This window comes from Gottfriedia sp. NPDC057991 (genome assembly GCF_042886615.1).
In the GTDB taxonomy this organism is placed as follows: domain Bacteria; phylum Bacillota; class Bacilli; order Bacillales; family Bacillaceae_G; genus Gottfriedia.
Window position 1 is genome coordinate 148,362 of record NZ_JBHVQN010000002.1, and the last position, 24,283, is coordinate 172,644.

A 24,283-nucleotide genomic window follows, 5' to 3' on the forward strand; every position below is an offset into this window, starting at 1 on the left:
AAATACCCCGATGAAGGAGGGTATTTTTTTTTGTGAAGACTGGAGCGAAAGAAAGGAATATATACTTGAAAACACTTTATGTTTGTTACACTTGTGAATCCTATATAAAATGGGAAAATGTAACTAAAGGATTAGAAGTTACCATTGAAGAGATTCGGATTGAAGTGATTAGTATATTGTTGAAGTATGATTAATTTATTCTGAAAAATGATAAAGGGTATAGTTTGATCGATTCCTCTTTAGTAAGGTATGTACATATTGTTGATGAGAAGAAGGAATCAAAGAAAGTAAATCATATTTAATACAAGCTTTTATTCAGTAAAGGGTAAATGTTGTTGATAGCTCTTCTTTGTTTATGTTATCACTCTATGAATTAACAAAGCAAAGAGATGGATAGGATAAAGAAGATTATTGGATGTACCATTTAGCAAATGATAAGCATTTTTTACAGATAAATGAGAAACAGCTACATTAATTTAAAGGGGAAAACAGTATGGGGAGAATAGAGAGAAGACAGCAAAGAAAATTATCAAAGAAACTATGGACCCGTTTATCTTCCAAAGGCTTCCTTTTCAAAATATTATCGACAGCTGCAGCATTAGCTGTATGCTGTTTTTTCATTCTGAATATCTTGATTTGGACAAGTGATGTAAGTAAATTGGAAGAACCTGCGCCACAGCCAACAATCATTTATGATCAAAAAGGAAAAGCCGCGAGCAAGATTTCAGTATCGAACATCGAGGGAGTCAGCATAAAGCAAATTCCTAAAAGTATGATACATGCCGTTATTGCAACTGAAGATCAACGCTTTTACAAGCATAATGGTATTAACTATTTCGGGATTGCAAAGGCGCTACTTAAAAACTTAATAAGCGGAAAGGTTGTAGCAGGAGGAAGTACAATCACGCAACAGTTAGCCAAAAATGCTTTTTTAACACAAGAGCGTACCTATACAAGAAAGCTAAAAGAACTGATTCTGACTAAAAAGATTGAACGAGTATACTCAAAAGATGAAATTTTAGAGCGTTATTTGGATCAGATCTATTTCGGAGAAGGGGCTTGGGGAATTCAGCGTGCAGCCCAAGTGTATTTTGGAAAAGATGCGAATCAGTTAACAATAAGCGAGTCAGCGATGTTAGCGGGGATCATTAAGGCTCCTTCTAACCTGTCGCCATTTAAAAATTTCGATAAAGCAATTAATCGTAGAAATACTGTGTTGGCATTAATGGAAAATGAAGGCTATATTAGTCAAAGTGAAGCAGAGAAGGCTAAGGCACAAACAATTGTATTAGCAGATAAGAAAAGCAAAGATTACCAAGGGAAATATCCGTATTATGTAGATGCTATTATTGATGAGGCGATTAATAAATATCATCTGACACCAAACGAGGTACTTTCAGGAGGACTCCATATTTATACGGAATTGAATCCTACCATTCAAAGAGCTGTTGAAGATGTGTATAAAAATAACAATTTGTTTCCTAAAAGTCAGTCTGATCAAACCATTCAAAGCGGAGCCATTCTAATTAACCCTTCAACAGGAGGTATTACTGCTCTTGTTGGCGGACGCGGTGACCATACTTTCAGGCAATTTAACCGTGCCACTCAATTAAAACGTCAGCCTGGGTCCACAATGAAACCATTGGCAACTTATACTCCAGCGTTGGAACAAGGATATGATATTTTTGATACCTTAGAAGATCACCCTATTAATATTAATGGCTATCAACCTCAAAACTCTGACAATCAATTTCATGGAGAAGTTACGATGTATGACGCACTTATCCATTCTTATAATGTACCTGCTGTTTGGTTATTGCAAAAAATAGGATTAGAAAATGGGGTGAATGCAGTAAAGCGTTTTGGGATTCCATTAGATAAAAAAGATCAGACTCTTGGTCTAGCTCTTGGAGGTATGAATGAAGGAACATCGCCTTTAAAAATGGCTCAAGCATTTTCCACCTTTCCAAATAACGGAATTATGGTAGAAGCACACGCGATTCAAAAAATTGAGAATGCAGATGGTGAGACGATTGGGAAATGGGATAAAAAACAAACTCGGGTAACCGAGGCATCCATCGCTCAAAAAATTACATTTATGCTCAAGGGTGTTGTCAAAGAGGGAACAGGAGTTAAAGCACAAATAGCAGGCAGAGATATTGCAGGTAAAACAGGAACTACTCAGCTGCCTTTTTCCACTGAGAACGGGGCAAAAGACCATTGGTTTGTAGGGTATACTCCAAACATCGTTGGGGCTGTTTGGTTAGGCTATGATAAAACAGATAAAAATCATTATTTGACATCATCAAGTAGTCAAACCGCGACAGTAATATTTAAAGAAATTATATTGAAATCTGGAAAAGAAATTCCGCCCAATAAGTTCGATCTATCACTGCTTGTAAAGAATTATAAAAAACAATTAGAAAAGAAAAAGAAACAAGAGGAAAAGTACAGAGAAGAAGAGAAAGTGCAAGATGATAATTGGAAAGAAAACAAGCATGAAAAGAAGGAGCATAAAAATAAAGGTAAACATAAAGGCAAGAATAAAGGTAAAGGTAAAAAAGGGAAGGACTAAAGAAGCAACCCGACAAAATTAAAAGTAGAGTTTAGTAAATCTATATTATAGGCAATAAATAAATTACGTTAAATAAAAAAGTCACGTTTACTTTCTGGATTATATAATACTATCTAATGCAAAACCCATCTGTAACAAATGCACCAGTTCCAGTTAAAAAGTATAAAGGTTATACACTTCAAGATATTAAAACATCACTAGGCATTAAATAATTATTCATTTGATCCACTTAACTCATTCGTTAAGTGGATTTTTTTGCATTGGTAGTAAAAAAATGGGTCTTATTACTTATCTATCAATCTAAAAAAGGATGATTGATTCTCTTTGTATCTAATGATAATCAGTACTTAATACCCTGTGGGGTAAAAAATGAAAAGAATCGAATTTAAGGTATATTTTCCCAACCTAGTAAAGTGCACGCTACCATTGAATTTGATAATGTATTACTAGAAATTTTATTTCTGATATTTCAGAAAAATAATATAGTATATTCAGATTTATGAATTTTTTCCCCATTAACAGACTTTTTATCTCTCAATATAATAAGGTTTACAAGTAAGTCTTTCATCAAATTGAATTACATTATTGTAATGAATCGTGGGGGCTTATGAAGAGAAAATAACCCATTTTCCAAAAAGGGTTAGGTCTTATAACATACAGAAACTCAAGTTATCTTGCAGTTCATATCTACTAATCACTCTAAAATGATTTCAAGTCAAGACTACTCTCTTCAAATTACTAGATTGGGAGTGTGGAAGAATTTGAGAAAAAGAAAAGTATTTCCGTACAAAGTAATTTCAACCGTGTTTTTATCAGCTATGTTATTATCAACTACTGTCTTTGCTGAAAGTTACGACAATGGAACAGATTCTACAAGTGATGTTTCGCAACCGAATATAGCAGATATACTTAAAAAAGGTTTTGCAGATGAACAAAATCAAGATACAGGTGACTATTCAAATGTATATTCTAAAGAAAATCAATTAACAAATCAGTTTCAACCAAATGAAAAAGTACGAATTATCGTCGAGGTTGAAAGTCCTGATGTATCAACAACAGCTTCGGAAGAAACCAAAGAGAAAAAATTTAAAGAAAAACAAGATCAAGTCATTAATAAACTGAATAAAACGAAAGATAAGCCCCATGTTAAACATAGATTCTTTAAAGGTTTAAACGGTTTCAGTATGGAAACAGAATACAAAAATGTAAAAGATATTCAAAATGAACAAGGTGTGAAGAATGTACATATTGCAAGAGTTTTCCAACCATCGATGGCAGCAAGTAAAGAATTAGTACAAGCTCAAAAAGTATGGGAGCAATATGGTTACAAAGGTGAAGGGTTAGTTGTAGGTGTAGTCGATTCAGGTATCGACTGGACACATAAAGATATGACGATCACTGATAAAGGTAAACAACAAGAAAAATGGACAAATGAAAATATTAAAGGGAAGTTTGAAGAGACAGATGTGAACGACATATGGTATAGCGATAAAGTTCCAACTGGATATGACTGGGCAGATAATGACACTGATGTTGTTCCTCGTGGTACGACAGGAAATCCTCATGGTACACACGTATCCGGAACAATTGGTGCAAATGGTGATGAAGCGCATGATGGTGTATTAGGCATCACACCTGGTGTGCAGCTGTTAGCAGAGAAAGTATTTTCCGATAATGGTGGCGGAGCGTATGAGGACGACATTATAGCAGGAATTCAACATGCTGTAACGATGGGTGCAGATGTTATTAATATGAGTTTAGGAAGCGATTCAGGCTGGGAAGGTGAAGAAAACGATCCTGTTCAAAAAGCAATTCGACAAGCAACTGAAGAAGGAACTTTAGTTGTAGTTGCTGGTGGTAATGCTGCCTATAGTACAAAGACAGCAATTATGGCAAGAGCAAAACAACCTTATGCGTCTAATCCAGATCTTTCAACAGTTGGTTCACCAGGGGTAAGTCCATTTGCTTTATCGGTAGCTTCATATGAAAATACAAAAATACATATGAATACATTAACATCTACTACTGGAGAATCCTTACCATATAAAAATCAAGCAGGTAAATATTTAGCAGATGTTTTAACTCCTGGGAAAAATTATGATTTAGTTTATATAGGTGAAGGTAGATCAACTGAATATACTGGAAAAGATGTAACGGGTAAAATTGTCGTAACAAAGCCAATCCCGGCAACAGGTTATTCTGGTAATAGTTCATTCCAAACTGAAGCGAAGAGAAGAGGTGCTGTAGCGATTATTGAAGTACCAGCTTCGGGAGTTAATGACTATCCAGCATTAGATTTCTCACCAAATTTACTGATTGCTGCTACAACAGGAAAAGCTGAAGGAGATGCTTTAATTTCTAAATTAAAAAGCGGACAATCAGTTAGTATGCAATTGGGAAGTGTCGGTACATATGTAGATAACCCAAACAAAGATAAAATGTCATCATTCACATCATACGGTGCTCCGTACACATTAGATTTCAAACCAGAGATTTCTGCTCCAGGTGGAATGATTTATTCTACTTTACCAGGAAACAAATATGATGTTTACAGTGGAACGTCTATGGCAACACCACATGTAGCAGCAGGATCTGCTCTTGTATTACAATCTCTATACAATAAAGGACTTACACATTCAGAAGATGCAGCTTTAAAAGCTAAAATTGCTTTAATGAATACATCAAAAGTTGTAATGGATCCTAAAACAAACAATACAATTCCTTACTCTCCACGTATACAAGGATCTGGCTTAATGCAAATTCAAAACGCAATTAATACACCTGTCCTTGTTACTAGGAAAGATACTCCTTTAGAACAAGCAGGAGCAGTTGCATTAAAAGAGATTAAAAATGACAGAGCAATCTTTAATTTGAATGTGGAATCACTTCAAAATGCAAAACCAAAACAAGAACTAGAATATTCTGTGTATGTTGACTTGTTAACAGACGGAACGGAAACGAAACAAATTGATTTAGATTTTGATGGAAACTTAGATTCTAAAGACTATTTAACATTAACAAGTAAACGTGTAGAAGGAGCTTCTGTTTATGTGAACGGAGAAAAAGTGACAGATACAGAAGGAACGGCATTAAAAATTAAATCCGGCCAAGAAAAAAATCTTAACGTAGAAATACGCCTTCCTCATAGCTTACAGAAAGGTGCATTTATAGAAGGGTTCGTACGTCTTGTGCCAACTGGAGTAAATAGTGATTCAGCAGTGCCATTAACTGTTCCTTACATGGGCTATAATGGTGATTGGGATGAACCAAACAATATTGACCCTGCACCATGGAGTAAAGATTCATTCTTAGCTTATACTGCACTTTGGGATGATTTAACGGACACTCCTGTAGGATATAATACTTCAAACGGTAAGTTTGAAGTAGACCATATGGCTGTATCACCAAATTCGATTGTACCAGGTATTTTCCCATCATTTACTGCATTAAGAAATTTAAAAGAAACAGATTTATATATTGAAAATCAAAAAGGTCGAAGAATTAAATGGCTAGGAGATTTAAGTGAACTATCAGAAGATGGTTTACCTTTAAGATTAGTTAAAAATGTTATGTCAGGTGGAAGTACAAGCTATAAGTTAGAACGCACAAGTATTCCTCAATATACTTGGGATGAGACAAATGAAAATGGACAACTTGTACCAGATGGAAATTATAATTATGTCATTAAGACAGTCATAGACTATAAAAATGCTAAACCACAATATGTGAAGTTGCCAATTAAGGTTGATTCAGGACACGTGAAAATTTCGAACATCCTAGTTAAACCAAAAGATGGAAAATATGAAGTATCGTTTAATGCTACTGACAACCCGTTTGGAACTGGATATAAAGGTGCGATTGTATGGGTAAATGGTCAGTATTATACAACGAAAGTCGGCGAAACTTCGGTAATTGTACCGAATGAACCGAAAGGGATTGTTGTAATGGGTACGGATTATGCTTATAACCAAAGCTATGCTGTATGGGGAGATCAATCTTATAATAATTATGGCATGGTACTTAGTACATTTAATGTAAGTTCAGCACCTGTTAATGAAACAAAGCCAGCACAAATTACAGTTTATGCAAATAACCGAGTAAATACAAAAATTTATGTTAAAGATGCAAATGGAAAAATTGTTGAATCAATGGAAATAAATAATGAACATACTGTAAGAGTGAAATGGACACCTGAATCGGATGTACCAGATGGTACGTATACGATTTATGCAGATGTTACAACACAAGATGGATTTAAAATTACAACTCCATCAAAGGCAGTTACAGTTAAACGATAGTAGAGGAAAAACAAGACAGCTTTCTTACGAAGCTGACTTGTTTTTTTTATTTAAATGGCTAGTTTAGCAGTAGACATAAAATGAATAGAGAATGCATCGAAAAGAATATTTATTTAAAATAGGATAGCAATCTTTAGCTATAACGTTAATTTTTTTGTCTCTTTTACAACTCTTTCAAAATCGTTCAAACATGTAACGGGAATGAATAAACTAATGAAATTATAATCTAGAAATTATATAAGTGAACGAGATAAATGGTTCGATAGACCTAAATGTGAATTGTATATACTTGTATTATTTGGGAATATATGGTTTAAACTTGTTGGTAAATCATTATTATTCCAATATTTACTTAATTTATGACGATAAAAATCTTAAATAATAATGGAATTTTCAGATGATTTTCCCAACTTACAAAAACGTCATTTTTCTTTGTATACATACGTTTTTTTTGTAATTATTAACAGATTATTAGGGGGATTTGTAAAATAAACATGAAAAAGAGGACGAATTTTCCCCATTAACAGACTTATTCACTCTCCATATAATTAAAAACATAAGTAAGACACGCAAATTACTTTTAAATAAAGCTTTAGATTAATAGAGGATCTACCGTTTTTGGTGAACACACTTTTAAACTGATGTCATTCATTTAATAGAATTTGTGATAAATAGAAAATGGGGGGAAGAAAATGAGAAATAAACAACTGCAACAAAAGATTTTAAAGAGTACTGCTATATTCGCTCTTTCAACAAGTTTTATTTTATCACCACTTGGACATGTTTCTCATGTAACAAAGGCAGCTGGCTATTCAAAAGCTGAAGATATTCTTGCTAGCTTAACGCCAGAACAAAAAGAGGCTCTAACAAAACTTTCAACTACTGAACAAACAGGGCTTCAAGTTTCACAGGATGTTGATTTAACTTCTGCAAAGAAAACAAATGTCATTGTTGAGTTTGCAAATAGACCTGCAAAAGTTGCACAAATTGTAGCAAATGCAGATGGGCAAACTTTATCAGCAGCAGAAGCAACAGATTTAGTTAATCAAGATCACGCAACTTTTGAAGGTGATCTTCCAGAAGTATTAACAGACGAAAATAATAAAGCTGCGGATTATCAGATTCATCGTTCTTATAAAACAGCATTTAATGGTGTGGCAATGAGTCTACCAGCTAATCAAGTTAAAAATCTATTAAAATCAAAGGCTGTTAAAACGGTTTGGAGCGATGAAACATTTACGGTTGAACCGCCTGCTGTAGCTGATGATAATAACGCTTTAAAAGCTGATGAATCAAACGTAGCAAATTATAGTCCATATGATGGATTAGATAAATTACATGCTGAAGGCTTAACAGGTAAAGGAATTAAAATTGGAATTCTTGATACAGGTATGGATTATAACCATCCTGATTTAAAAGGTGCATATAAAGGCGGATATGATTTTGTCGATAACGATAATGATCCGATGGAAACAACATATGCGGATTGGATAAAAGCTGGTAAACCTGGTACAGCGGATGGAGCAGACTATTATACTGAACATGGAACACATGTTGCTGGTATTATTGGTGGACGAGGTGTATCGAATAGTGAATTTAAAACAGTAGGTGCGGCTCCAGAAGCTGATCTTTACGCTTACCGAGTGCTTGGACCTGGTGGTTCTGGACAAACTGCTGGTATTCTTGCAGCTTTAGATAAATCTGTAAGTGACGGTATGGATGTTATTAACTTATCATTAGGTGCTAAAATTAATAACCCACTTTATGCGACATCAGTTGCAGTAAACAATGCTGTACTTAGTGGTGTTACGGCAGTCGTTGCAGCAGGTAATGACGGAAATGGAATGTATACATTAGGTGCTCCTGGTGCGTCTGCTTTTGCCTTAACTGTTGGAGCATCATCTACTGCGATTGATCTTTATAAATATTCAGGTGTAAATAATGGAGCTAACTACTCTATGGTTGAATTAGAGAGAAACTACACTGACGATATTCCAGGATTAAAAGGGAAATCATTCCAACTTGTAGATGTAGGTCTTGCAGCAACAACTGATTTTACTGGGAAAGATGTAAAAGGTAAAATTGCATTTATTCAACGTGGTACGGTTGCGTTAGCAGATAAAATCAAAAATGCAAAAGCTGCTGGCGCTGTAGGCGTTATCATGGCGAATAATGACGTGAATAAGTCAGAAGGCGTTATTCAATCTTATTTAGGTATATCACTGGATGCAGTACCATCTTTCACTGTTACATATGAAGATGGATTAGCTATTTCAGCAGCACTTAAAGCAGGGAAAACTGATTTCACATTCGGTGATTTCTCGAAAGTTAAAACGGGAGCTGATGAGTTAGCAACGTTTAGTTCAAGAGGTCCATCTCGTTTAAATTATGATATCAAACCAGAAGTAACTGCACCTGGTGTAGCAGTTATGTCAACAGTTCCATATTTTGTTACAAATCCAACAGTTAATGGAACAAAACCAGTAGACTATTCAACTGCATACGAACGTTTATCAGGTACTTCAATGGCGACACCTTATGTTGCTGGTGTATCGGCATTATTACTTCAATCAAATAAAGATTTACAACCAGCTGATATTAAATCAATATTAATGAATACAGCTGATCCTTTATCAAAAGATTATAGCGTTTTTGAAGTAGGAGCTGGACGCGTTGATGCGTATGAAGCAATCCACTCAAATGTTGAATTACAAGTAAATGATAAAACACCAACAATTATTAATGGAAAACAAAAAACACTTCCAGAATTAACAGGTGGAATTAGCTTTGGTTCATTTGGATTCGATGGTAGTGATATTTCAGACAGCCGAAAAATCACGTTAAAAAACCGTAGTGAAAAGTCAAAAACATTTGATGTAAAAGTAAATTTCCAAACTGGAAGAAGAGGCTCTAAAGATGCAGCTTTAAATAATGTTACTTTAACAGGTCCTACTTCAGTTAAGTTAAATGGCATTAGCCAAAAATCAGTTAATTTCGGTCTAAACATTCCAAAAACAGCTGAAAGAGGCACGTATGAAGGCTATATCGTCTTTACAAATGCTGCAAATCCGACTGAAACATATCAAATTCCGTTTGGAACGCGTGTAGTTGACGAAGGAATTGATTCATTTAAAGCTATTCAACCAATGTATTCAACAAAGACGGGAGCTTATATTTATCCGTTCGTCGATTTTACGTTTAGCTTAAAGTCATATATGAAAGACATGATGGAAGTAGTATTACAAGATCCAGATACTGGTGAAGATTTAGGTGTAGTTGGAGCGATGGATCCAAGTAATATGGCCGAAAATACACAATATTACATCCAATATGGATTTAGAGGTATCTACTATCCATTTACTGGCGACTCAAAAAATCCAATTAACCGACATTTTGTAAAAGCTAAACCTGGTCATTACAAATTAAGATTGATTGCAACTAGCGAAAGTGGAAAAACTTTCTCAGCTGCACAAGATATTGTGTATGATGTTGCACCACCAAACATGACATCGAACTTTGATACGTTAGATAAAAAAGTTATTGAATATAGTGACAGTCAATTGAATTCAAATGGCGAATTTCTTTATGATTTCAATGTAAATGTAAATGATCCAGAAGTTGAAAAAGCAAAAAGTTATGGAATACCAGTGGATCAATCGAAAAACGCTGTTGTTATGATGTATAATGGACAACCATTTAATCCAGTAGCGACAGATAGTAATGGTGATTTTAAAGAAACTGTGGCTACAAATGCCACACCATTCATGAAGTTTGGCTTTTATGGATTGGACGCAGCAATGAACATGACTACGAATACAAATGTGGCTTTTGCAAAAAATACGACACCATATTATTACTTAAAAGCTGATAAAAAATTAGTTAAATCTGGTGAAACTATTAATTATGCAGTTAGTTCAAATAATATCAAAAACCTAAAAACGTCAACATTCTCGTTTGTATTAGGTAATGACACATATGCATTAAATAATGTGAAATTAAATGATGCAATTAAACAGTACGGTGATGCTTCAGTAACTATGACAACTGCTCCAAACGGAGATACTGCTACTGCATATAAAATCACGTTTACGTATTCAGGAACTCAAAGCTTACCAGAAGACTTACAATTATTTAAATTTGATGTAAAAGTACTTAATAGCTACTTTAACTTTCAAACTGGTATTAATCCAACAATCACAACGACCGATCAATCAAATGTCTTTACAAGAAATGCATATAATTATGTAGAAAATATTCCTTATCAATCAACTGTATCTGAACTAAAGACTCAAATGTATTTAGAAGGTAATTTAGATGCTAAAGGAAGTCCAATTTCTTCGGTAGATAAGTCAGCAATCGGTGCAAAAGTGACAATTACATCTTATGATGGCAAAACTGTCATTCAAGCACCAATTGCAAAGACTGGTTTAGTTGATGTGAACGGAATTAAAGCAGATCCAAAACCTTACGAGCTAAAAGTTGATGTACCAGGTTACTTTACAATGTATGATTCAATTGTATTATCAGATGATCGTCGTGGAGAAATGTATGGTAGTTACACTAATTTCTTACAAAATACAGCGGCAGCTGGAGATACGAATAAAGATAATGTCATCGACGTATTAGATGCATTGTATGTACAAACTTATTGGGGAACAAATAATCCAAATGCAGACTTTAACTTTGATAAAGTTGTTGATGCAAAAGATATGAGTTATGTAGTTAACAACTTTGGATTAACAAATGCAACTGTGAAGGATGCTCCAAAACCTAAAAAGACTTATAAAGGTGCAACTTTGGATAGTATTTTAACTCAATTAAGCTTAAATTAATTATTCAACTTTTCCTTAAATAGTTGACTAGAATTAAGGCTCCACATTTCCCTTCTAAAATCTCTGATTTAAGAGGGGGATGGGAGCCATTTTTTAATTGAATAAGAGGTATCGACTTAAGTATAGTCCTAAAAAGGGGGCGGAAAAATAATGGATCAAAAACAGCTTGAAATGGAGTTAGTCCGTGATTACTTTGACAGTGTTTTATACTTTGAACATAAAAATAACGAAAAGATAGCTGGTCAAAGTATTGTTAACACTTTAGGCTATTACCTTTTTTTATTGAAAACAATAGAAGAACAAAATTTAAAATTAGAACAGTTTGAAAACGAAATAAAAGAATTGAAAAAGAATCAATCGATGCGCATCATTAAATAAAAATAACGCAGCACTATGATTCAGTAATTCAGTAATATTGTAGAGAAGCCATTTTTACTATTTTAATGGTTTCTCGTTTTTATATTTCTTGTTCACTAGTAACTTTTCATATCAGTTCGACCACAAAAAGTAAACGTGTCCTAGAGAAAACAACTATTTAGTTTTACATAGTTAATATTAAGTCAAAACAGATAGGGAAAAGTCAGCCTATTTTATAACTTCATTTTAATAAAATTTAAAAGTTCTGATGCTGTATTTGATAATGGATATTTTTTTGAATAAACATACCCAAATGATATATGGTGATCATTACAATTAATTAAAGGGATAACAATATTTTTGCCGCTTGTCATATAGGGATCGTATTTTTGATTAAAATCAAAACCAAGGTTAATACCGATTCCTTCAGAAATTGCTTTTTTTGCAATAAGGTTATCATTAGAAGAAATAGCAACCTCTAATTTACCTTCTTTATCAATACAAGTGTTTAAAAATTGGATCCAATCAGCATCTTCAATTAAAACAAAAGGTTCATCCAAAACTTCTTCAATCGTCAAATATTGGCTAAAAGCTAATTTGTTATTTTTACCAACACAGACAACAAGTTTTCCTTCAACGATCGGTTCGTAAACTAAGTCTTCCATTTCGTTTAATCTCTCTTCCATTACAGCTGGAATATAAATGATTAAACCAAAATCTCTTTCACCACTTCTAATATCAGAGAAAATTCCCTCTATGGTTCGGTCTTGGATACTTAGCTTAACATTAGGATATTTTTCTTTAAAAGCTGACAGAGATAATGGATTAGTCGCAAGAAATACGGTAGGAGAAGATGATATTTTTATACTATAACTTTGATCAAAATCAAGCATTACTTCTTCTTTTAATTCTTGCACTTTTTGGATAATTTCAAATGCTTTCTTGATCACTTTTTTTCCATCTTCTGTAGGAATCGTACCGACACGAGATCGTGTAAAAATTTTAATACCTAGTTCCAGTTCCAAATTGTGGATGGATTTACTAAGAGCAGCTTGTGTGACATGCGAATTGTAAGCGGCTTCTGTAATTGAGCCAGATTTTACTACTTCAATAATATGTTCTAGTTGTTGAATGTTCATGGGAATTCCCTTCGGTGTTCTTAACCTATTAATTAAATTATTATGCCCAAATCTATTTTAATGTTCAAGTGATAGTACTTATCCTTTCCTATAACGACGAATATATTTATATTCAATATAAAAATTTTCGTTAAAATTGAAATTATACATAAGTAAAAGTTATGATTTAGCACTTTTTAACAACAAATAACTATTTTACAATATTTTATATTATTAATAATATTTAAACTAACCAGAAAATAAAGATGGTTGATAAAGCATGAAGAGATCGGCAGTCTTTATCAAGACTACAAAAGGTGTAACATACTTTGATGTAGTAGTTAATCCTTCAGAGAAGAAGAGAGTTTTTTGATATAAATAAGAGCTTGAATTATTTTACAATATTTAATTTTCGATCGGACTGTTCATTCAACAAGATTATAGATTGTTTACTAGTTTTAACAAGGTAGAAATTTCTTTTGAAAAGAGCGGTCGAAAGTAGAACGAGTACTGATTCAGAATTCAAATAATAAAAATCAATTTGAATTATTATTTTCAACACAAAGAGCCTTTTTTCATTCAGGAATAACAAGGGATTTTTCTTAAATAAATAAAACATTATTTTTTATAATTCGGCTAAATAGTTATACCTATTAAATAGATGTAACAGTGAGAAAATTTTCTCCACATTTAGAGTAGTTTAATAGAATGTGAAAATAGGTTAACAATGGAGTGAGTGCAACAATGTATATCGGAAAAATCATATACTATCATCGGAAAAATCAAAATAAAACACAGAAGGAACTTTGTAAAGATATATGCTCTATTACTCATCTGAGTAAAATTGAAAATAATTCAAAAGAAGGTAATCCGAAAACACTGCAACTTTTATTTGAGAGGTTAGGAGTAACGAATGAAGATGAGAACAAAAAAATTCTCTCTTTAAAACAACAGCTTGATCAATTTTATGATGCGATCGAGAGGTTACACAGAGAAAGAGCTGAATCGTTATATAAAGAATTAATCATACATGAAGAATATATTTTCTGTACTGAGATGATCTATATTTATAAATTATATATGCTTCGTTATTTGTTATTTTTAAATAATTTTTCAGATTTTGAAACAGTTTCGGTAGCTATGAAGAAGGATATTACAAAATATTCACCATTTGAAAGGTATTTATGGGATTTCATCCAAGCCGTGTATCTTGGTCAAAAACAAGAATATTTACAAGGGTTAGAGATACTAGAGCCTTTAGAAGAGATGGCGGAACAATCGGCTGAAAAAATAACAGATTATTATTACTATCGTTCTGTCATGCATGGAAGCTTGAAGAATCATTCTTTGTCAATTCACTTTGCATACAAAGCGCTTAGTATATTCCAAAATACAGGAAATACTTTTCGGATATTACATGTGAAAATTACGCTTGCACTAAATTTAATCTATATTAATGAATTTGAAAAAGCAGAAAAAATTCTCATTCCGATCTTAAGTGATGTTGATTTGCTTCAACAATGGGAAACAAAGGCAATCACACTTCATAATTTGGGGTTCTTATATTATCGAAAAGGTGAACTTGACTTAGCAACGGAATATTATTGGCAATCTTTACATTTAAAAGAAAAATTTTCAGTTTCATATTATTCTACAATCATTGAAATTATTCAAATAAAGATTGATTTAGAGCAAAATGAAGAAGCTATAAAACTGTTAAAACAAGAACTAGGTGATTTCCAAGATCAAAAATCTCCTAAATATATTGAATTGATGGTCTTATATTTGCAATCTAACAAAAATAAAAAAAAGCTTACAAAATATTTGATCAAACACGGATTGCCAACTATGGAGCAAAATAAAAACTACTTAGTAGCCATTAAATATGCCGACATGATCGTTTCATATTATAAGGAAATTGGAGACCTGTCTTCAACTAATTTTTACCTTCATGAATCAAACAAACTGCTTAAAAATTTACTATTAAACACCATAGAATTCGAATAATTTGAAATGAAGAAGCGACTGTAAATAGCAGTTGCTTTTTTATGATACTACTTTTTTGTGATTTAATCGTAATTTAATAGCTCTTTTATATGAAAATTTTCCCAAAAATTTATTCGAAATTAGATTAATAACGTAGAGAAGCGAAAGCTATTGTTTTAGAGGGAATCAGGGGTATGAGGTTCTTTGTGCCTGTTTAATAAGTGTGATTAAATACATAAATGTACTTATGTTAATGTGAAAATGGTTCTTTATACCTGTCTAACTCGATAAGTAAAAACCATTGAAATTTGCAAAGATTTTCCCAACCTAAAAAAACGTAATTTTCCCTTTATTTATCTGTTTTATTGAGTGTATATATCTGAAAATTCAATATTTACAAAAAAATAACATAAAATTTTCTTGATATTTTCCCCATTAACAGACTTTCGATTGCAAAATATAATTTTGATGACAAGAAAGTTTTCGACTATTATTTTAGATATTAATCGACAGCTTGATGTACAACTTGGGTTTTGAGGAGGAAAAAAATGGGGAATAGAGAGAAGAAAAGTAAAATTGTAAAAAGCCTTTCGGTAATTGCTCTTTCATCTAGTTTTGTTTTAGCTTCACTAGGACATGCTGCAGATGTTACAAAAGCAACAACTGTGACAAATGTTGACAATCTTTTGGCAAAATTAACACCAGCACAAAGACAAGCTTTGCAACAACTTTCAACAAATGAAGCGAATGGACTTCAAGTATCACCAGAAACCGATTTAGACTCGAATCAAAAAACATCAGTAATCGTTGAATTTGAAAATGATCCGGCGAAAATAGCTGAACTGAAAGCTAGTTTAGAAGGTCAACAATTGACTGAAAGTGATGCTTCCGACTTAGTAGATCAAGATCACACAACCTTCCAAGAAGACCTTCCAGGTTTGTTAACAGACGAGAATAAAAATACAGTTGATTATAAAATACAACGTTCATTTAAAACGGCATTTAATGGTGTCTCAATCACTTTACCAGCTAACCAAATCAAAAATCTATTAAAATCAAAAGCTGTTAAAGCAGTTTATAGCAATGAAACATTTACAATTGAACCACCTGCTCTTGATGTAAATAAACCAACCAAAGCAGATGAATTCAATGTTGCAAATTATACTCCTTATGATCAATTAGATCGTTTACATAAGGAAGGTATCACAGGTAAAGGCATCAAAATTGGAATACTTGATACAGGAATGGATTATAACCATCCAGATTTAAAAGATGCGTACAAAGGCGGATATGACTTTGTAGATAATGATAATAATCCAATGGAAACAACTTATGCGGATTGGGTAAAGGCTGGGAAACCAGGAAAGTTAAATGGAGCAGACTATTATACAGAGCATGGTACGCATGTTGCCGGAATTATTGGTGGACGTGGAGTTGCAAATAGCGAGTATAAAACATTAGGTGCTGCACCAGATGCAGATCTTTATGCATACCGTGTACTTGGACCAGGTGGTAGTGGAGCAAGTGATGGAATTATTGCTGCACTTGATCGTGCCGTTAAAGATGGCATGGATGTCGTGAACATGTCTTTAGGAAATACGTTAAATGACCCACTTTATGCTACATCGATTGCAGTAAATAATACAGTACTTAGTGGAGTAACTGCGGTTGTTGCTGCAGGAAATTCTGGTGACCAAATGTTCACACTCGGCTCACCTGGAACAGCAGCGCTTGCCTTAACAGTTGGTGCATCATCGGTTGCAATCGATATTTATCAATATAAAGGTACACAAAATGGGAAGCAGTATACATTAAGAGAATTAGGTAAAAATTATGCGGATGATTTATCAACATTAAAAGGAAAAACACTTTCATTAGTTGATGTAGGAATCGGTAATCCAGCTGATTATACAGGAAAAAATGTTTCTGGAAAAATCGCCTTTATTCAACGCGGTGACATTGCACTAGTTGATAAAGTTAAGAACGCAAGAGCTGCTGGTGCTGCAGGCGTGTTAATGTACAATAATGATGCAAATAAAGCAGAAGGCCCAATTCAGGCGTTTTTAGGTGAATCAATGGATCAGATTCCTGCTTTCTCGATTTCAAATGAAGATAGCTTAGCAATTTCTGCAGCGATGAAACAAGGCCAAACAGACTTCACATTTGGAGATTTTTCAAAAATACAGACTGCTGGTGATGAATTAGCTGCATTTAGTTCAAGAGGACCATCTCGTTTAAATTACGATATTAAACCTGAAGTTACGGCTCCTGGTGTATCAATTCTTTCAACAGTTCCAGCTTATTTTAATGATCAAACACTAGATGGTTCAAAACCGGATGATTATAAATATGCTTATGCACGTTTATCTGGAACATCTATGGCTACACCATATGTAGCAGGTGTATCAGCATTGTTACTTCAAACAAATAAAGATTTACAGCCAGCAGACATTAAATCAATTTTGATGAACACTGCAGATCCTTTATCAAAAGCATATAGTGTATTTGAAGAAGGAAGTGGACGAGTTGATGCATATGAAGCAATTCACTCTAATGTGGAACTTCAAGTGGTCGATAAAACGCCAACAATCATCAATGGTGAGGAAAAAAATATTAACGAATTAACTGGTGGTATGAGCTTTGGATCATTTGGTTTCGATGACAAAGACATTTCAGATTCTAGAAGTGTTACATTGAAAAATCGAAGTGAAAAAGCAAAAACATTTAGTGTAAATGTTAAATACCAAACTGGACTAAGAGGTTCATTAGATGCAGCTCAAAACAATGTAACATTAACCGGACCCACTTCAATTAAATTGAATGGAATTAGCTCGAAGTCTGTTAAATTCAGCTTAAATATTCCAAAAACAGCAGCAAAAGGAACATACGAAGGATTTGTCGTTTTTACAAATAACGCTGATCCGACAGAACAATACCAAATTCCATTTGGAGTACGTGTTGTAAATGAAGGTATTGATACGTTTAAAGCTTTAAATCCAACTTTCTCTACTCGTTTTGTTAAACCATCATCTCTATGGGCACATCCATTTATTGATGGTCAAATAGCAGTTAAATCTTATATGCAATCGTTAGATGTGGTCATACAAGATCCGACTACTGGTGAAGATATTGGATACCTTGGCTCAATTGGAAATTCACTGAATGAAAATACAGTGTATACTGTAAATCAATTATTTACTGGTACATATTATCCATTTACAGATGATCCGAAAAATCCAATCAGCATGAACGCAGTTCCCGCAAAGCCAGGTCATTATAAATTAAGATTAGTAGGGACTAGTGAAAGTGGGAAGACATTCTCTGCTGCACAAGATATTTTATATGAAATTGCACCACCAACGGTTACATCAAACTTTGATGCGCTAGACCAAAAAGTAATTGAATATAATGATAGTCAATTAGATTCATCAGGAAAGTTTTTATATAACTTTAAAATTCATGTAGATGATCCAGAAACTGATGACGCTCAACGTTATGATATTCCAGTTGATAAGTCAAATAATTCTGTAGTGACATTCTGGAATTCAGCATTTGGATCTAATCCAATCCGTACAGACAAAAATGGCGATTATACTGATAAAGTAGTAGTTGATAGTAGTATTAAATATTTGAACTTTAGTTTTTATGGTATGGACTCAGCTTTAAATGGTACAGATCCAACGTCTGTAGTCTTTGTGAAAGATACGACTCCATATTATTATTTAAAAACATCGACAAAAGTACTAAAAACAGGCGATTCTATGAATTATACTGTTCGTGCGAATAATATTAAAAACTTAAAAACGACAAAATTGACAATTTCAGCACCTAATAAAGATGGTGTGATTGAAAATGTAAAGGTGAATGATGCCGTTAAACAATACGGAGATGCAACTGTCACGTTAGACAAAACAGCAAGTGGTACAGCTAATACAAATTATACAATGACGTTTACGTATAATGGTACGACACCATTACCTGAAGATTTATCATTATTTAATTTCGATTTACACTCAGTATCTAAAACGTTCTTAAATACTGTACCAGTCGGCTCATTTACGATTTCATCGACTGATCAATTCAACGTCGTAACGAATAATATGTTTATTTATATTGATCGTTTTGTTTACCAAAATAAGTTTTCTAGTTTAGCAGGTGGGATCGGAATAGAGGGAGCATTGGATCCTATAACTGGTAAAACAATTCCAACGATTGATCAACGAACAATTGGCGCTAAAGTAACAGTGACATCATACGATGGAAATACAGTTGTTAACGCTCCGATTACTACGAAATCGGGTAGTTATCTTGCAGATGGCTTACCTGTTGACACGCATCCTTATGAAGTAAAAGTGGAAGCACCAGGTTATTTTACGACAAAAGGAACAGTTGATGTAACTGATAACCTTCGAGGCGAGCTTGTTGGAAAAGCGGCACAATATCTTGTACCAATAGCAGCTGCAGGAGACACAAATAATGATGACGTGATCGATATTTTAGACGTATTAAATGTACAAGCATTCTGGGGTACAAATAAAGCAACGGCCGATTTTAACTTTGACCATGTAGTTGATGCGAAAGATATGAATTATGTAGTGAATAACTTTGGGTTACAAAATCCATCTGCAACAAATCCGCCAAAAGTGAAAAAATCTTATAAAGGTGCAACTTTGGATAGAATCTTAGCCCAGCTTGGAATGAAATAAAAACGAACCTTTTGAATCAAATTTAAGAAGAGAGACCAATTTTGGTTTCTCTTTTTAAAATGATGATTTGCGTCGGTTTATATCGAATTAAATAAAAAGTAATACACGACATCTTGTTGTATTAATCAGGCTTTGGAGGATGAAAATGGGGAGTAAAAATCAGAAAAATAAGATTGTAACAGGTTTGACAACATTCGCTTTATCGACTAGTTTTATTTTGGCTTCATTTGGACATGTTACGACTGTATCAAAAGCAGCTACTTCGACGAATACAGAAGATATTCTTTCGAAGTTAACGTCTGAACAACGCCAAGCATTAAGACAGTTAACATCAAATAATCAAACAGGCCTTCAACTACCTGAGGATTTTGATTTAAATTCAACTAACCAAAAATCAGTCATTGTTGAATTTGTTAATCAACCAGCAAAAGTTGCTCAAATCGAAGCAAGCGTGGAAGGTGAATCTTTATCTGCAACAGAGGCTTCTAATTTAGTAGATCAAGATCATACTACTTTTCAACAAGACCTTCCAGAAGTATTAACTGATGATAAGGATCAAGCAGTGGATTATACGATTCAACGTTCATATAAAAATGCATTTAACGGTGTTTCAATCAGTCTACCTGCTAATCAAATACAAAATCTATTAAAATCAAAAGCTGTTAAAGCTGTTTGGAGCAATGAAACAGTATCGATTGACCCACCAGCTAAATCAGAAGATAATGATCAATTAAAAGCGGATGAAGCAGCAGTCGCGAATTATACCCCATACGATGGATTAGACCGTTTACATAAAGAGGGCTATACAGGTAAAGGGATAAAAATAGGAATTTTAGATACAGGTATCGACTATAACCACCCAGACTTAAAAAACGCTTATAAAGGCGGTTATGATTTTGTAGATAATGATAATGACCCAATGGAAACGACTTATGCAGATTGGAAAAAATCAGGTCAAGCAGAATTGAGTAGCAGTGGTGAGCCTTATTACACAGAGCATGGAACCCATGTTGCCGGAATTATTGGTGGACGAGGTGTCGCAGATAGCGAGTATAAACAAGTTGGTGCAGCACCTGAAGCAGATCTTTACGCATATCGCGTACTTGGTCCATATGGAAGCGGAAATACTGATGCGATCCTTGGAGGAATTGACCGAGCTGTAAAAGATGGTATGGATGTCGTTAATATGTCTTTAGGAAGTTCATTGAATGATCCACTATATGTTGAATCCATTGCAGTAGATAATGCAGTGTTAAATGGGGTAACAATGGTCATAGCAGCAGGCAATAGTGGTGACAAGATGTTTACTCTTGGTACACCAGGTACAGCAGCGCTTCCAATAACAGTAGGTGCATCATCGGTTGCGATTGACATAACGCAGTATCAAGCTACACAAAATAATCAACCGTATATACTTCGTCAATTAACCAAGAATTACACTGATGACCTTACGACTTTAAAAGGAAAAACGTTCCAATTAGTGGACGTTGGTTTAGCTAGTCCTACTGATTTCACAAACAAGAATCTAACTGGAAAATTTGCATATATTCAACGAGGAACAGTTGGCCTAGCTGATAAAGTTAAAAATGCGAAAGCAGCCGGAGCGATTGGAGTCCTGATGGCAAATAACATCGATAACCAATCAGAAGGAGCAATTCAATCCTTTTTAGGTGAATCAATGGATGCAGTTCCAGCGTTCTCTGTTTCATATTCAGATGGCTTAGCAATTTCGGCGGCTATGAAAACAGGCGTAACAGATTTTACACTTGGTGACTATTCAAAAGTGAGTACTGCATCAGATGAGTTAGCGACATTCAGTTCTAGAGGACCATCACGTGTAAATTACGATATAAAACCAGAAGTAGTAGCACCAGGTGTATCGATCATGTCAACTGTGCCATTTTATATAAACAATAAAACAGCAGACGGTAAAAATCCAGCTGATTATAAGACTGCTTATGCACGTTTATCTGGTACGTCAATGGCGACACCATATGTTGCAGGTGTAGCGGCTTTATTACTTCAATCGAATAAAGACCTTTCGCCAACAGATGTGAAATCGATTTTAATGAACACAGCAGATCCATTATCAAAAGACTATAGTGTATTTGAAGTCGGAAGTGGACGTGTGGATGCGTATGAAGCGATCCACTCAAATGTACAATTAACAGTAAATGATAAAACACCATTGATCGTAAATGGAAAACAAAAAGATATTAATGAAGAAACAGGTGGAATGAGTTTTGGTTCGATTGGATTTGATGACAAAGACATCGCTGACAGTCGTACAGTCACCTTGAAAATCCGCAGTGAAAAAGCGAAAACATTTAACGTAAATGTGAAATTCCAAACGGGACGCCGTGACTCAAAAGATGCAGCTAAAAACAATGTCACTTTAAGTGGATCATCTAGCATTAAATTAAATGGCATTAGCCAAAAGTCGATGAAATTTGCACTGAATATTCCAAAAACCGCTGAAAAAGGAACGTACGAAGGGTATGTCGTGTTTACGAATGCTGCTGATCCAGCAGAACAGTACCAAATTCCATTTGGTGTACGTGTCGTAACTGAGGGAATCGATTCATTCAATCTATTAAATCCAATCTATTCTACACAATCGAAAAATTACCCGATTATGGATGCAAATATGACTTTAAAGTCGTATATGAAAACGCTTGACATAGTACTACAAGATGCAGCTACAGGAGAAGACATTGGATTTGTCGGTACAATGGATGCAAGGGCATTTAATGAAAATACAACATATTTATTATCAAAAGTACTCACTGGCGGATACTATCCATTTACGGGAGATGCGAAAAACCCGATTAGTAGTCTACCGGTAAATCTCCCACAGGGACATTATAAACTGCGCCTTCTTGGAACAAGTGAAAGTGGAAAGCATTTCGCTGTAGCAAAAGACTTTATGAATGAATTTGCACCACCTAACGTAACAACTAGTTTCGATTCGCTTGATCAAAAAGTTATAGAGTATAGTGACAGCCAACTCGATGCAACTGGAAAATACTTATATGACTTTAGCTTGAATGTAAATGATCCAGAAATTGAAGATGCAAAACGCTTTGGCATTCCTGCTGATCAATCACGAAACTATTGGGGTGGATTAGCTTTCAGAACTCCAATATTCCCAAGGCCAGTTGGTCCAAATGGTGATGTGCACGAGCAATTGTTAATTGATAGTAAAAATGCATTTTGGCCATTTTCTTTGTTTGGAATGGATCCAGCGCAAAATCAAAGCGATCAAATTAGAGTTGTATTTACCAAAAATACGACACCTTATTATTATGCAAAAGCTAATAAAAAAGAAGTAACAACAGGTGATACTGTCAATTATACGGTTCGTTCAAACAATACGAAAAACTTAAAAACATCAAAAATCACGATGACAGTTAATAACGGTCAAGGTGTCATTGAAAATGTAAAAGTAAATGATGCTGTAAAAGCTTATGGAGATGCAACGGTAACTGTTCAAACGGCACCAAGAGGCACAAGTTCTACAACTTATACAGTGACATTTACGTATACAGGTGACAAAACGTTGCCAGAAGACATGGACTTGTTTAATTATGATCTAAAAGTAGGTGATAAATCTTGGTTCGCAGCTGGAAATCCAGTTACAACGACTGCAACAACGACGAACCAGTCAAATGTGGTAACTTCAAATGCGAATATTTATGTTGAGTATTTTAACTACAAACCGACTATTTCATATTTAACTGGCTACTTAAAACTAGAAGGAACAGTTGATCCTGTTACAGGTACAACTAGTTCAAAAATTGACCAACGTACGATTGGTGCAAAAGTGACAATGACATCGGATGATGGAAAAACTGTTTTGCAAATTCCGATTATTGGTAAGTCTGGCGATTACTTAATGGATGGTGTAAAAGCTCAAGATTATACGATGAAAGTAGATGTACCTGGACATTTTACAGTTAATCAATCTGTGAAACCATATGTTGAGATTCGCGGAGTAAAAACTGGGGCTAATTATGTAGTCTATAAAGATACATTCCAACAAGCAGCAGCAGGTGATACAAACAAAGATAATGTCATCGATATACTGGATGCATTATATGTCCAAACATACTGGGGAACAAATAATCCATCAGCTGACTTTAACTTTGATAAGAAAGTTGATGCGAATGACATGAATTATGTCGTCAAAAATTTTGGATTAAAAAATAATACAGTTCCAAATGCTCCGAATGCTAAAAAGATTTATAAAGGTACAACATTAGATAGTATTTTAGCTCAGTTAGGTATGAAATAAATTCCTATTTTAATAGTAGTCCTAGCAGGAAATCGTCTTGACTTAAATCCTATTGCAATAACAAGCCCAAAACATAAACTGTTTTGCAACACTATTAGTAAAAGTTTTAAGATAGGA

9 protein-coding genes are annotated in these 24,283 nt (G+C 34.1%); 8 read left to right on the forward strand and 1 reads right to left on the reverse strand.

The window, feature by feature from the left end:
• Positions 1 to 32 precede the first annotated feature (32 nt).
• The 5 genes from ACFVR2_RS08490 (at position 33) to ACFVR2_RS08510 (ending at position 12,083) form a co-directional block, all read left to right on the forward strand.
• Complete coding sequence (locus tag ACFVR2_RS08490; protein WP_387360720.1) at positions 33 to 194, forward strand: hypothetical protein; 162 nt, start codon at positions 33 to 35, stop codon at positions 192 to 194.
• Between the two features lie 299 nt (positions 195 to 493).
• A complete protein-coding gene (locus ACFVR2_RS08495) occupies positions 494 to 2,575 on the forward strand; it encodes a transglycosylase domain-containing protein (protein WP_387360722.1) in 2,082 nt (693 codons plus the stop codon).
• Positions 2,576 to 3,336: 761 nt separating this feature from the next.
• A complete protein-coding gene (locus ACFVR2_RS08500; RefSeq protein ID WP_387360724.1) occupies positions 3,337 to 6,873 on the forward strand; it encodes a S8 family serine peptidase in 3,537 nt (1,178 codons plus the stop codon).
• 692 nt (positions 6,874 to 7,565) lie between these two features.
• Positions 7,566 to 11,705 carry a S8 family serine peptidase gene (locus ACFVR2_RS08505; protein ID WP_387360726.1) on the forward strand — a complete coding sequence of 1,380 codons (4,140 nt, stop codon included), beginning with the start codon at positions 7,566 to 7,568 and terminating at the stop codon, positions 11,703 to 11,705.
• Between the two features lie 150 nt (positions 11,706 to 11,855).
• The gene (locus tag ACFVR2_RS08510) at positions 11,856 to 12,083 is read left to right on the forward strand and encodes a hypothetical protein (RefSeq protein ID WP_387360728.1); all 228 of its coding nucleotides are present in this window, start codon (positions 11,856 to 11,858) and stop codon (positions 12,081 to 12,083) included.
• 212 nt (positions 12,084 to 12,295) lie between these two features.
• Here the strand turns inward: ACFVR2_RS08510 and ACFVR2_RS08515 are convergent, their stop codons facing one another.
• Positions 12,296 to 13,201, reverse strand: a complete 906-nt coding sequence (locus tag ACFVR2_RS08515) for a LysR family transcriptional regulator (RefSeq protein ID WP_387360730.1) — start codon at positions 13,199 to 13,201, stop codon at positions 12,296 to 12,298.
• 723 nt (positions 13,202 to 13,924) lie between these two features.
• On the opposite strand from ACFVR2_RS08515, the gene ACFVR2_RS08520 reads away from it, so the two are divergent.
• The 3 genes from ACFVR2_RS08520 (at position 13,925) to ACFVR2_RS08530 (ending at position 24,166) form a co-directional block, all read left to right on the forward strand.
• Entirely contained in the window at positions 13,925 to 15,187 is a 1,263-nt protein-coding gene (locus tag ACFVR2_RS08520; protein WP_387360732.1) for a helix-turn-helix domain-containing protein, read from the forward strand.
• 527 nt (positions 15,188 to 15,714) lie between these two features.
• Positions 15,715 to 19,872 (forward strand): S8 family serine peptidase, encoded by a 4,158-nt coding sequence (locus ACFVR2_RS08525; protein ID WP_387360734.1) that lies wholly within the window; start codon positions 15,715 to 15,717, stop codon positions 19,870 to 19,872.
• A 145-nt stretch (positions 19,873 to 20,017) separates the two neighbouring features.
• On the forward strand, positions 20,018 to 24,166 hold the full coding sequence (locus ACFVR2_RS08530; protein ID WP_387360736.1) for a S8 family serine peptidase: 4,149 nt from the start codon (positions 20,018 to 20,020) through the stop codon (positions 24,164 to 24,166).
• Positions 24,167 to 24,283 lie beyond the last annotated feature (117 nt).

Excerpts from the sequence above, each read along its gene's own strand:
- ACFVR2_RS08495 (WP_387360722.1), top strand. The coding sequence starts at position 494 with ATGGGGAGAATAGAGAGAAGACAGCAAAGAAAATTATCAAAGAAACTA.
- ACFVR2_RS08515 (WP_387360730.1), bottom strand. The coding sequence starts at position 13,201 with ATGAACATTCAACAACTAGAACATATTATTGAAGTAGTAAAATCTGGC.
- ACFVR2_RS08530 (WP_387360736.1), top strand. The coding sequence starts at position 20,018 with ATGGGGAGTAAAAATCAGAAAAATAAGATTGTAACAGGTTTGACAACA.
- ACFVR2_RS08505 (WP_387360726.1), top strand. The coding sequence starts at position 7,566 with ATGAGAAATAAACAACTGCAACAAAAGATTTTAAAGAGTACTGCTATA.
- ACFVR2_RS08525 (WP_387360734.1), top strand. The coding sequence starts at position 15,715 with ATGGGGAATAGAGAGAAGAAAAGTAAAATTGTAAAAAGCCTTTCGGTA.
- ACFVR2_RS08510 (WP_387360728.1), top strand. The coding sequence starts at position 11,856 with ATGGATCAAAAACAGCTTGAAATGGAGTTAGTCCGTGATTACTTTGAC.
- ACFVR2_RS08520 (WP_387360732.1), top strand. The coding sequence starts at position 13,925 with ATGTATATCGGAAAAATCATATACTATCATCGGAAAAATCAAAATAAA.